Annotated in this window: 13 protein-coding genes and 1 pseudogene; 3 read left to right on the plus strand and 11 right to left on the minus strand. The window is 45.4% G+C overall.

The window, feature by feature from the left end:
• The 4 genes and pseudogenes from A2048_06915 to A2048_06930 all read right to left on the minus strand — a co-directional run bounded on the left by A2048_06915 (position 1) and on the right by A2048_06930 (position 4,061).
• Positions 1-575 (minus strand): annotated as a pseudogene (locus tag A2048_06915) (hypothetical protein).
• Positions 576-637: 62 nt separating this feature from the next.
• The gene (locus A2048_06920; GenBank protein OGP07625.1) at positions 638-1,897 is read right to left on the minus strand and encodes a UDP-N-acetylglucosamine 1-carboxyvinyltransferase; all 1,260 of its coding nucleotides are present in this window, start codon (positions 1,895-1,897) and stop codon (positions 638-640) included.
• Positions 1,898-1,953: 56 nt separating this feature from the next.
• Complete coding sequence (locus A2048_06925; protein OGP07626.1) at positions 1,954-2,886, minus strand: protein-(glutamine-N5) methyltransferase, release factor-specific; 933 nt, start codon at positions 2,884-2,886, stop codon at positions 1,954-1,956.
• Between the two features lie 104 nt (positions 2,887-2,990).
• A complete protein-coding gene (locus tag A2048_06930; GenBank protein OGP07627.1) occupies positions 2,991-4,061 on the minus strand; it encodes a peptide chain release factor 1 in 1,071 nt (356 codons plus the stop codon).
• Between A2048_06930 and A2048_06935 the strand changes: the two genes are divergently transcribed.
• A complete protein-coding gene (locus A2048_06935; protein OGP07628.1) occupies positions 4,041-4,241 on the plus strand; it encodes a hypothetical protein in 201 nt (66 codons plus the stop codon). The genes A2048_06930 and A2048_06935 overlap by 21 nt on opposite strands.
• Before the next feature lie 53 nt (positions 4,242-4,294).
• On the opposite strand, the gene A2048_06940 is transcribed toward A2048_06935, so the two are convergent.
• The 4 genes from A2048_06940 to A2048_06955 form a co-directional block, all read right to left on the minus strand.
• On the minus strand, positions 4,295-4,546 hold the full coding sequence (locus tag A2048_06940) for a 50S ribosomal protein L31 (GenBank protein ID OGP07629.1): 252 nt from the start codon (positions 4,544-4,546) through the stop codon (positions 4,295-4,297).
• A gap of 188 nt (positions 4,547-4,734) precedes the next feature.
• Positions 4,735-6,093 (minus strand): DNA repair protein RadA, encoded by a 1,359-nt coding sequence (locus A2048_06945; GenBank protein OGP07630.1) that lies wholly within the window; start codon positions 6,091-6,093, stop codon positions 4,735-4,737.
• Positions 6,093-6,470 (minus strand): hypothetical protein, encoded by a 378-nt coding sequence (locus A2048_06950; GenBank protein ID OGP07631.1) that lies wholly within the window; start codon positions 6,468-6,470, stop codon positions 6,093-6,095. Before A2048_06950 ends, A2048_06945 begins: the two co-directional genes overlap by 1 nt.
• Positions 6,467-6,676 (minus strand): hypothetical protein, encoded by a 210-nt coding sequence (locus tag A2048_06955; protein ID OGP07632.1) that lies wholly within the window; start codon positions 6,674-6,676, stop codon positions 6,467-6,469. The genes A2048_06950 and A2048_06955 overlap by 4 nt, the downstream gene beginning before the upstream one ends.
• Before the next feature lie 168 nt (positions 6,677-6,844).
• Here A2048_06955 and A2048_06960 point away from each other — a divergent pair, with 168 nt between their 5' ends.
• A complete protein-coding gene (locus tag A2048_06960) occupies positions 6,845-8,056 on the plus strand; it encodes a hypothetical protein (protein ID OGP07633.1) in 1,212 nt (403 codons plus the stop codon).
• Here the strand turns inward: A2048_06960 and A2048_06965 are convergent, their stop codons facing one another.
• Positions 8,057-8,335 (minus strand): hypothetical protein, encoded by a 279-nt coding sequence (locus A2048_06965; GenBank protein OGP07634.1) that lies wholly within the window; start codon positions 8,333-8,335, stop codon positions 8,057-8,059.
• Positions 8,336-8,492: 157 nt separating this feature from the next.
• Here A2048_06965 and A2048_06970 point away from each other — a divergent pair, with 157 nt between their 5' ends.
• Positions 8,493-10,217, plus strand: coding sequence for a histidinol-phosphatase (locus A2048_06970; GenBank protein ID OGP07635.1), 1,725 nt, complete (start codon positions 8,493-8,495; stop codon positions 10,215-10,217).
• A 32-nt stretch (positions 10,218-10,249) separates the two neighbouring features.
• On the opposite strand, the gene A2048_06975 is transcribed toward A2048_06970, so the two are convergent.
• Positions 10,250-11,011, minus strand: coding sequence for a hypothetical protein (locus tag A2048_06975; GenBank protein ID OGP07636.1), 762 nt, complete (start codon positions 11,009-11,011; stop codon positions 10,250-10,252).
• A 418-nt stretch (positions 11,012-11,429) separates the two neighbouring features.
• On the minus strand, positions 11,430-11,987 hold the full coding sequence (locus tag A2048_06980) for a hypothetical protein (GenBank protein ID OGP07637.1): 558 nt from the start codon (positions 11,985-11,987) through the stop codon (positions 11,430-11,432).
• Positions 11,988-12,054: the final 67 nt, after the last annotated feature.

Consider the following 12,054-nt stretch of genomic DNA (forward strand, 5'->3'; position numbering starts at 1 on the left):
TTACGCCCGTGGTCCTCAGCGGGGTTCTGATGGTGAATATCCCGAACCGTCATGCCCCCATAAAGCCCCATGTAACCATGATTTTGAAAAATGGCGTAATCCAAGGAAGTAATGACACCGGCCCGTTTGGCTGTTTCAGCCAACCGCAAGTTGTGAATTTTGATTTCATCACGAAGTAACAGACGACGCTCATTTTCTGTCGACTGATCCGACAACTCTTGCCTTCGAGTCTGCATGGCAAAATAAGTTTGTCCTAAGGCAACTATTTCTTTGGCGGGATCGGCGTTTTGGATAATGAGGTAGCAAGCGTAACGAGAAAGAAGAATCGCTTTTACTTCTCTGTTAGCTTTACTCCCAATGGTGACCATTTCGTTGATATCAACGAAATGGTCTTCGATACTCTGGCCACTGTTAAAACAAGCTGTGCGGGCCTTCTGGATCACTTGTTCAAAATTGCGATAATCGGTGTAACCCAACACTTGAGCAAAATCACGGCTGGACCAAGATTCATGGCCTTTAGCATTGATGCGACGGATACGTTCAAACGGAGAAATTTTTTGAAGTTCTTTGGACATAAAAACTACCTTTCCAAGATTAAAACCGGATCATTTCGTTGATATCACCGAAATGATCCCCATTAATATTTCACCTTCGCTCTTTTAACGCGTACCCCCAGTTTTCGGAATTTGCGTTCAATGTGTTCGTAACCGCGGTCGATGTGATAGACACGGTGGATTTCTGTGATTCCTTCAGCAGCAAGCCCTGCCAAAACAAGGGAGGCCGAGGCACGAAGATCAGTCGCCATCACCGGCGCGCCCAATAATTTGGGAACACCACGCACAACGGCTGTATGCCCTTCCAGTTTTATATCAGCCCCCATGCGATTGAGTTCAGCCACATGCATAAAACGATTCTCAAAAATATTTTCCGAAATAACACTGGTGCCATCAGCAAGTGCCATTAATGCCATGAACTGCGCCTGAAAATCGGTGGCAAAACCGGGATAGGGTTGTGTGGAAATATCCACACTGTGAATTTTTGATGAACCTTTTATATGAATGGAATCCTCACCGACATCAACAAGGGCTCCGGCTTCCCGCAATTTTTCAACAAGGGCATGCACATATTCTTCGGAAATCCCCTCCACCGTCACATCCCCTTCCGTCATGGCCGCCCCGATCAAAAAAGTTCCCGCTTCAATACGGTCGGGCATAATGGAGTACTCCGTACCTGAAAGTTCATTCACCCCTTCGATGGTGATCGTTTCTGTCCCCGCCCCTTCAATAAAAGCCCCCATTTGATTAAGCGCATGGGCCAAATCAACCACTTCCGGTTCACGGGCACAGTTTTCCAAAACGGTTTGCCCTTCGGCCAAACAGGCCGCCATCATCAAATTTTCTGTTCCTGTAACCGTGACATCACTAAAACGAAAATGGGCTCCCTTCAATTTTTTGGCCCGGGCCTCAACATAACCCCCTTCAAGGGTGATGGTGGCTCCCATGGCTTCCAAACCTTTTAAATGGCGATCAATGGGTCTGGCTCCAATGGCGCATCCGCCCGGAAGAGAAACCCGCGCATAACCAAGGCGTGCCACAAGCGGCCCAAGCACAACCACCGAGGCTCGCATGGTGCGGACCAAGTCATAGGGAGCTTCGGCGTGTCTGACTTTGTCAGCCTTGAGCTTGACACGATGTTTGGAGGCTTCCACTTCAACCCCCATCCCTTCCAGAAGTTTGAGCATGGTGCAAATATCAGCCAGATCGGGGATGTTTGAAAAATCATTCCATCCAGAGGTCAAAATAGAAGCCGCAATAATGGGCAAAGCCGCATTTTTGGAACCTGAAACGGGAACCCTTCCCTTTAATTTTCTTCCACCTTCGATGACGATTTTGTCCATGATTGATCTTGTAGGGGCAGGTTTGTAACCTGCCCTGGCGGGTCACAGACCCGCCCCTACGTTTTTTTTGTAATCACCACTCTTGGCAATCCCGCATAATCCTTGGTCACCTGAATTTCCGCCAACCCCGCATCGCTAAAAATCTTTGGGACCGTTTCTCCCTGATCTTCCCCAATTTCTACGGCCAGGATTCCGCCAGAATTTAAAAAATTTCCAGCACACTGGCTTAAGAGCCGGTAAAAATCAAGGCCATCTTCACCGCCATCCAAAGCCTGTTTGGGTTCAAAAACAGAAATTTCCTTGGGTAACGAATTTATTTTTGATGAGGCAATGTAAGGGGGGTTGGAGATGATGAGGTCGAAGGATCCGGGGAATAACTCCCCCTCGCCCCCTCTTAATTTAAGAGGGGGTTGGGGGGCGTTACCCAATCCCCGAATGTCTTTTTTCAAAAATTTAATCCTCTCCCCCACCCCATGCCTTTCGGCATTCTTTCGCGCATAGATAAGCGCCTCTTCTGAAATATCCCATGCTTCAATCTGCGCCTGGGGAAATTCTTTGGCCAAAGTGATGGCCAAAATGCCGGATCCGGTACCGATGTCGAGAACCCGTAGGGACAGGTCGCGACCTGTCCCTACATTTCGTAAGGGCGATTCATGAATCGCCCCTATAACTTTCTCCACCAACACTTCCGTTTCCGGCCTTGGAATCAAAACACCCGGACCCACCTGAAACAACATGGACCAAAATTCTTTTTCCCCAGTCAAATAAGCAATGGGTTCCCCTTGAAGGCGACGTTGGATGAGTTTTTTAAAAACCGCCAACTCATCTTCGGTAAGGACACGTTCAAACTGAAGATAGAGCTTCATCCGGTCGCATTCCAGCACATGCGCCAACAAAAGTTCAGCATCCAAGCGCGCCGATTCAATCCCATTTTTTTTAAAGTGGTTGGTCGTCCAATCAAGAAGGGAGAGGATGGTCCAGGGGGGCATAAATTCTTTTCCCCTCTCCCCTTGAGGGAGAGGGTTAGGGAGAGGGGTGCACTAATTGAACTCCACCCTCCCCCTCACCCCCTCCCCTCCAGGGAGGGGGGATTTTAGGAATCCGATTTCTTTAAAGCTTCCGCCTGATAATGAGTCAAAAGAGGTTCCAACACCAGGTCCAGATTTCCTTCCATCACCGAATCAAGTTGATAGACCGTCAATCCAATGCGATGGTCGGTGAGCCTGTTTTGAGGAAAATTATAAGTACGAATCTTTTCACTACGGTCCCCCGTTTTTACTTGTTCCTTGCGGGCCTTGGCTTCAGCTTCTTGCTGGGCGGTTAACATTTGGTCATAAAGCCTGGCTCTTAAGACCTTCATGGCCTTGGCCTTATTCTTGTGTTGCGATTTTTCGTCCTGGCAAATCACCACCATACCCGTGGGAATATGGGTGATACGCACAGCCGAATCCGTCGTATTCACGCTTTGCCCCCCATGCCCTCCGGAACGATACACATCAATGCGTAATTCATTGGGATCAATTTTGACTTCAACTTCATCCGCCTCTGGAATAACCGCCACAGTCACCGCTGAGGTATGAATCCGCCCCGAAGCCTCTGTTTTTGGCACCCGTTGCACACGGTGGACACCACTTTCATATTTCAATTTTGAATAAACCCTCTCTCCTGAAATGAGAACGATCATTTCCTTAAAACCACCAATACCGGTGGAACTTTCGGAAGCAATCTCAACAGTCCAACGGTTTTTTTCGGCGTAGCGACTGTACATGCGAAACAAATCGGAAGCAAAAAGAGCCGCTTCATCTCCCCCTGTACCCGCCCTTATTTCCAAAAAAATATTTTTATCGTCATTTGGATCTTTGGGTAAAAGAAGGATCTTAAGTTGCCCGGTGAGTTCCTCAACCTCTTTTTCAAGGATGGGCATTTCAGCCTTCACCAATTCGCGAAGCGATTCATCTTTTTCCTGAACAAGCATGAGTTTGTTCTGTTCAAGTTCCGAATTTTTTTTCTTATAAATCTGATAGGTTTCAACAATCAGGCGAAGACTGGCTTCTTCCTTGGCCAGTTTTTGAAATTCTTGAGAGTTGTTCGTCACTGCCGGATCGTGAAGCTTTTCGGTAAGTTTGCGGTGACGTTGTTCGACTTGTTGGAGTTTGGAAAACATGTCACGAGTGAGGTAAATAAAAAATGGTCAGATGTGAGGCGTCCGACGAGGCCCGACCGAGACGTACTTGAACGTACGTCGCAGGGAGTGGCCAAGGAGGCAACGAAGCAGATGGCCATTTTTTATTTACCGAAAAAAAATCCCGCCCCAGTTGCCCGGGGCGGGACCATGCAAACCTAAACCCACACCACTGGGAGGTTTACCTAGTAGGGGCGTATCGCAATACGCCCCTACTAATCTTGAATGGTAATCGTACGAGGGCCTTTTTTCTTTTGGACCAAATCTTCTTTTTTAGCCCATTTTTTCTGGAAACGTTCCACACGACCCGCGGTATCCAAAAGTTTTTGCTTCCCGGTAAAAAATGGATGGCACGCCGAACAGATTTCAACATGGATGGTATCGCTTACCGAAGCTGTTTCGACGATATTTCCACACGAACAAACGGCTTTTGCCTTTTTATATTCTGGATGAATGCCTTCTTTCATAATCATACCTCTTAAAAAAATAAGGGGGTTTCCCTACTATAGGAGAATTTAAACGACAAGCATAATTTGTTGGTTTTCTACCCTTCGACAAGCTCAGGGTGTCCTTATTTGGACATGGTGAGCCTCGTCGAACCATACAATCTAACCTAAATATCTAACCTAAATATTTAAAATTTAAAGATTTTATATTACGAAAGGCCCAGCATTTCAAGAGCCTGGGACACATGGGAAACCTTAACCCCTTCAACAGAGGAAGGAAGGATCAAATCCTTGGTTTTAGGAAGGACAAAATGTTTAAATCCCATTTTGATGGCTTCTTTGATTCGAATATCCAAACCTTGCACGGCACGCACTTCACCTGAAAGCCCCACTTCCCCCACAACAAAAGTTCCCACATGGAAGTTTTTGTTGCGAAAACTGGAAACCAGCGCTGCAATAATGGCCAGATCGGCTGCCGGCTCCACAATTTTAAAGCCACCGGCGGCATTCACATAAATATCCTGCGCATACAAATTCAGACCGACAATTTTTTCCAAAATAGCCACCATCATGGAAACACGGCCATTATCCACTCCCAAAGTTGTTCGGCGTGGATTTGCAAGTGTAGAGGAAGAGACCAACGCCTGGATTTCAACCAGAAACGGGCGCACTCCTTCCAGAGAGGCCGTAATGGCACATCCGGGACCCGCCGATTCCTTGTCAGGGACAAAAAGAGCCGAGGGGTTGGCCACTTCACCAAGGCCCGCTTCTTTCATTTCAAACACGCCGATTTCGTTGGTGGAACCATAACGGTTTTTCATCGTGCGCAAAATGCGGTAATGCTGGCGTGCATCCCCTTCAAAATACAAAACACAATCAACCATGTGTTCTAACACCCGCGGGCCGGCCAAATTCCCTTCTTTGGTGACATGCCCGATAAGCATCGTGGCCAAGCCCGTTGTTTTGGAAAGATACATGAACTTGCCGGCTGATTCGCGCACCTGCGAAACTGAACCCGGAGCTGATTCAAGGCTGGATAAATAAACAGTTTGAATGGAATCAACCACCAAAACATCGGGTTTTAATTTTTGAACCTGGGTAATGATTCGTTCGACGGAATTTTCGGCCAGAATAAGTAAATCAGAACTTATTTTAAGGCGCTCGCAGCGCATTTTGATTTGCTCTTTGGATTCCTCGCCGGTGGCATACAAAACCTTCACCCCTCTTTTGACCAACTGATCCAAAGCCTGGATGACCAAAGTTGACTTGCCAATGCCGGGGTCGCCCCCAATAAGCACCAACGAACCGGGAACAATGCCCCCACCCAGCACGCGGTCAAGCTCAGCCACACCCACTTCGTAGCGTTTTTTCTTTTCAAGGGATATCTGACTTAAGGGAGAAGCCTCTTCACTTTGAAGGACAAAAAAACCTTCCCGCGTTTTTTCGGAAGGAGAAAAAGTTTCTTCAGCCAAGGTATTCCATTGATTGCAGTCGGGACACTTCCCCACCCATTTGGGTGACTGGTAACCGCATTGCTGGCAGGAGTAGACGGTTTTATTTTTCGCCATTATTCAAATAACCTCAATCCGCCAATACGTACAAAGTTCCTGAAATCCTTGTCTCTTGTGATTAACGGCACATCATGATCGATGCAAATCTGAGCGATCAGGCTGTCGGCCAATCTTGCTTTATGACCATTTTTAAGAATTTTTGACCTGAGGATGCCCGTCCGCTCCCAATAATCATCTAAAACATCTAATAAAGGTATACCTTTAAGATCCATCATCAATGAATGGGGCAATTTAGGATCACTTAAAATTTCGCTTAAAACGACTGGAGGAAGGACAGCGATTTTTTGTTCCAACCCCAAATGAACGGCATTGATATCCATACCTTCTTCACCCGCAAAATAAGCGATTAAGGAACTCGTATCGACGGCAATCATACGTCACGATCCTCACGCAATTGTTTAAGAGAAATGCCGAATTTATAAGTACCCCGACGTTTGAGGAGGTTTTCATAAAATTTTGACGCGGCAAGGAGCTCCAAACCTTTTCGGATGGTAGGGGTAATGCCCTCTTGAGTGACTTTTTGGGCCTTATGAAGAAGATCTTCGGGGAGAAGAATGGTTATTTTACGGGCAGTTTCCATGGGCAGAACTTACCAGTATATATACCGTATGTCAATACGGTATTTATGACGGGTCCAGAGAGTAAAAAAGTAGCAAACGCACAAAAACCTTGCATTCCCACAAGCGCTTCGATAGGGGGCTTTAAGGACAAAAGGGGAATAACATCTTGAAATATAAAGGGAGGATTTATGGGAGAATTTGATTCTGTCCAAGCTTGTAGCTGTTATCAAGGTCGATATACCCCCTATTCTGAAGAGGGATTTCAACAAAACATCGTAAATGCTGCTCGTTTTAATGGCGGAGCCATTCGGGATTGTTATGCAGAAGATATTCCAAAAATAGATTCTCTTTTAGCAGCCGAAAAGGCCAAGGCATTAAAAGCTTTGCGGGCTAATTGGTTTTATCAAACTGCTCAGTCTGAGAAACAAGGAGAAATCACAGCAAGTATCAATCAAGCTTTTACCCCTGATCAAAATGCTTCTGCTTTAGAACAAAACACATCAGACATTATTGAATTAGCATCTCAGCGTGGGACTGGAATACGCCGTTGCATAGGGAGAAATAAAGAGTCACTGGAGGCCGCTTACCAAAGTGCGGCGCAAGCTTCTTTGGCCTTTGATAAAAGGCCCACAGAAATTACCACCCCTCTACGTACTATTCTTATTGAAATCATGGCTGGACGTTTGCCTGCTAGTTACAAGGCATATGAAGCACATTCTATGGGAAACGTATTAGGAACGGCTTACGAAAACAATCTTCTCATCCGCAAAGCTTATGCTTCAACCCCTGATCGCCGTGATGAACTACTGGCCATGGAAAAAGATCATGTCAATGCTGTTGTTGTTGAAGAGAGCTACCACTTATTACCAACGGACCCTGAAAAAAGACAATTAGCCCAAGATCAGCTAAATTTAGTACTCGACAGCATCTTTTGGATTGTTCCGGGAAAGGACCCCACACGCTCTGTAACTGGCTATAAAGCTCATTCCTTAGAAGAAAGGGATGCACGCGATATTTTAAGCCAAACTCTTTCTAATGCTCGATTCATCAATCAAATAAAAGATCCTACAAAAAGAAAACAAGTTTTAGAAATTGAAGAGAAAAATACTTTTGTTTTAGCTGCAATAAGAAGCTTGCCAATTGACCCAGAAACAATTCGTGATTTTGCAGAAGGACGTAAAAAAAAGGCCGATCTGCCACCTGCTGATCCCGAGGCCCATAGAGAAGTGGGTCTTTTCGATATTCTTTCTGCTGGATGGACTACCGGCTGGACTATTGCCAAAGGGAGTGCCAGCATTTACTGTAGCATGGTTGTAGGCCCTACCTCTCTAGCGCTAGCGCCCGCCTTTAGACAAGACCCTATAACGACGACTGTTAAAGCTTGTACCTGGTGGTGGTAATTAAGACCTGATTTTTACATCCCCCATGATCTTCAATTGGCAACCCAAGCGTTCGGTAGCCCCTACTGAAGTCAGGTTTTCGAACAGGGCATTTTCTTCCTGGGTGAGGGAATTCAAATTTTCCAGACCTTCCTCAATAATACACCGGCAAGTGCCGCAACTTCCCATGCGACAACCAAAGGGAAGGGTGGCCCCGCATTGGTCTACAATGTCGGGAATGGCCGCCCCAACGGGAACTTCAACCGTAATTTTATCTGTAACAAAAGTTACTTTGGGCATTTTTAGGACACGGTGAGCCCTGTCGAACCGCGTACTCTCCAATAAATAAGTCCATGGTTCGACGGGGCTCACCATGTCCAATTTAAGAGCTTAAAATTGTATCAAACGCAACCTTCCCTATTGATTTCTAAAATCGTTTCTTCCTATAAACCATCCTGTGAACAAACAACAAATAATTTCTATTATCGATGAAATCGGCACCCTTTTGGAGCTTAAAGGAGAAAATCCCTTCAAAGTAAGGGCCTATCACAATGCCGCACGAAGTTTGGAAACTTCCTCCCAGGACATAGCAACACTTATTTCAACCCACGAACTGGAAAACCTTCCCGGAATCGGCCAGGCCATGACTGAAAAAATTACCGAACTTTTCAATACGGGCAAACTCAAATTTTATTCCGACCTCAAAAAAGAAATCCCCCAAGGACTTTTGGAAATGATCCAACTCCCCGGCCTTGGCCCCAAAAAAGCCAAGCACCTCTATGAAGAATTGGGCATTAAATCCATTGGGGAACTCGAATATGCCTGCCATGAAAACAGGTTGCTTACATTAAAAGGGTTTGGTGAAAAATCGCAGAAAAAAATTCTGGAAGGCATTCAATTTCATAAAAAAAATGAAAGCCTTTTCCTGTTTTCAAAAGCCTACCGTGAAGCAAACGCTGTTCTTGAAATTTTAAAAAAGAACAAACACGTACAACAAATTTCCGTTGCCGGATCGCTTAGACGTTGCAAAGAAGTGGTTAAAGACATCGATTTTGTGGCGGCCTCTGACGATCCGAAAGCGGTGATGAAAACTTTCGTCACCCTTCCCGGGCTGCAACAAGCTATATCTCATGGCGAAACCAAATCGAGTGTCGTTCTTTCAAACGGAATCCAAGTCGACCTACGTTGTGTCAGCCAAAAAGAATTCCCCTATGCCCTCCATCATTTTACCGGGAGCAAGGAACATAACGTGGCGCTGCGTGGAAGAGCCCAATCGATGGAAATGAAAATGAATGAATACGGGCTTTTCAAGGGAGAAAAACTCATTGTTTGCAAGAGCGAAGAGGAAATTTACAAACATTTGGGGCTTTCATACATCCCTCCTGAAATGCGGGAAAATCAAGGCGAGATCCAAGCCGCAGAGAAAAACAAAATCCCTCAACTCCTCACTGCAAAAGACATCAAGGGAATTTTCCATAATCACACCACTTATAGCGATGGGAAAGCTTCCTTGGAGGAAATGGTGAAAGCGGCTCAGGGACTGGGGCTTGAATACATCGGAATTTCAGATCACAGCCAGTCGGCCTTTTATGCCCATGGGCTTAAAAATGCGGATATTGAAAAGCAACACAAAGAAATCGAGGCGTTTAATAAAAAATTAAAAAATTTCAAGATTTTTAAAGGAATTGAATCCGATATTTTGGCCGATGGTTCGCTTGATTATGACGAAAAAACGCTTAAAAAATTTGATTTCGTCATCGCCTCCATCCATTCCCGTTTTAAGATGACGGAAAAAGAAATGACCGAAAGAATCATCAAGGCCCTCCAAAATCCTTTCACCACCATGCTGGGCCACATGACGGGCCGCCTTCTTCTTTCACGCGAACCCTATCAACTGGATGTCAAAAAAATAATTGATACCGCCGTCAAACACAAAAAAATCATCGAACTCAACGCCAACCCCTATCGTTTAGACATCGACTGGCGGCATTTGCACTATGCCAAAGAAAAAGGCCTGAAAATTTCCATCAACCCGGATGCTCATAATGTAAAAGGTGTTGCGGATTTTGAATACGGCGTGGGCATTGCTCGTAAGGGGTGGATGGAGAAAGGGAATGTGATTAATACGATGGGATTGAGAGACATGGAGAAATATTTGAGAAATAGTACTAGGGAAAGTTGAATTATTCCTTCGACTCATCATTCAAAAAATCCTTATAAAGGATGGTTTTCTTCTAAGGCTCTTGGCTTATTTTGTTCGAGGATAAACCGGTCCAACGACATCCAAAGAGCACCTATCAAAAGTGGAAATTGAACTGGATCTTCATCATCAAAAAGGGCAACACAATCAATCTGCCATGCTTCACCTGAAAATTTGATCCTCAAACAAGGAAGATGCCCATGAACATCGCGTGAACCCGCGGTGGCTATCGTGTCAAGGCGATGATCATCAAAGGAAAAACCCTCAACTTCTGTCGAAACCCTTATCCCTGGGATAAAATCAAACCTACCACTATCAGGAATCCATGTCTGCGCTACTAAAGTGCTCGTAACGGGAACCAATCCACCGGGCGTTCGCACCAATGGTTTTTCAGAATGACGGCGTTCTGAAGAAAAAATGACAAGATGATCCAACCCAAATTGGTCAGCCATGGGATCTGCCTGTAAAATGTCTGCAAGCGCAAGTGCCATCGTCCTATTTTTATAAATCCCTTCAAAATGCCCGCCAACGAGAAAGGCAAGGATGGGATCTGTTAAAAAGTTTAAGAGCTGGGAAAAAGTCATGGTTAAGCGAAGATGAACTGAAGATTTACTTGCCTCCATAAAAGCTCTATGGGGTTCATCCTGTGAGGACATTCTAACCTGGTAATTAATGGCGGCCTCTCCGGAATAGGTTTGCATACCCAAGTCGATTATTCGGGCTCTCGATTGTGTTTCAACACTCACAAAACGGTCAGCTCTAAAATCGGGATCCATTCTATCCCTCCCATTGGAATGTACAAAAGAATCTCTTGGAACTTCCCTCGTCCGAGACGAAGATACCAACCTCCAATTATGACCTGCAAGACTGGGAGAAGCGGTTGGATCGACCAAAATACTATCTCGCCAGGATCCAGATCTCACTCCATTAACTTCTCTGTGAATTCCATCAATGGTGGACCCAATATGCGCTAAATGTCTTGGGTGAATGGGATGAACCTCCATCCTACGACCATGTCTAATAGGCATGACCGCATTCCCCCTTGGCCAAACTTGAAACGCATTCAAAACAGGACGTGAAAGTAAAGGTAGACCTGGCATAATTTCTCCATTTTTAAAAAATTTTATTTGTAAATTAGCTACTTATATCTGAAAGGAAGGTCAATCATAAAATGCTGCTGGCTGTTACCCCATATTACCCGATAAAAGCATCAAACTTTTTCCAAAGATCCAGAAACCAGGCGGGAACCGAGAAATCGTCATTTTGAACATGAAGCTGTAAAAAAGTCATCCCTCCTTCGATAAAAGCCATTCCCCATCCCTCATTAAAACCGATGCCAAAAATTGGCGCTTCGGCACGGCCAAGAAGATTTGGACCTTCTACCACCGTCGATAGCCCAAAACCTCGATTCGTTCCCTGCTGCCACCCTTGGGGAAAGGGTAACGCTTCAAAGGCCATAGGAAAAGTCCCCCGGACAATTTCATAACCTTTCTCCCCTTTAAGGAAGGAGAGAATCCAACGAAGCTGATCAAGCCATGGGGATTGGGAAACTCCCCCCGCCTGAAGGACTGCACCAAAAGCCAACAGAAATCGGATTTCTTCCAAAAAACTTTCATCAAGAATTTCACTTCTTTTGCTATCACCAAGAAAAAAATAGCGCACGAGATCCTTATCCATACTTAAAGGGATGACTTGTTTAGGAGGCTCTCCAAGCAGTGTTCGCAAAGCCACAGGGGTGGCGGCAAGGGTCACACAGGCTAGGAGCCTGTCGGAATAATCATTTTCTTACTCATGATTTTTTCCAGACTCTGATTTTTTC

The organism is Deltaproteobacteria bacterium GWA2_45_12 (assembly GCA_001797365.1).
Classification (GTDB): domain Bacteria; phylum UBA10199; class UBA10199; order UBA10199; family UBA10199; genus UBA10199.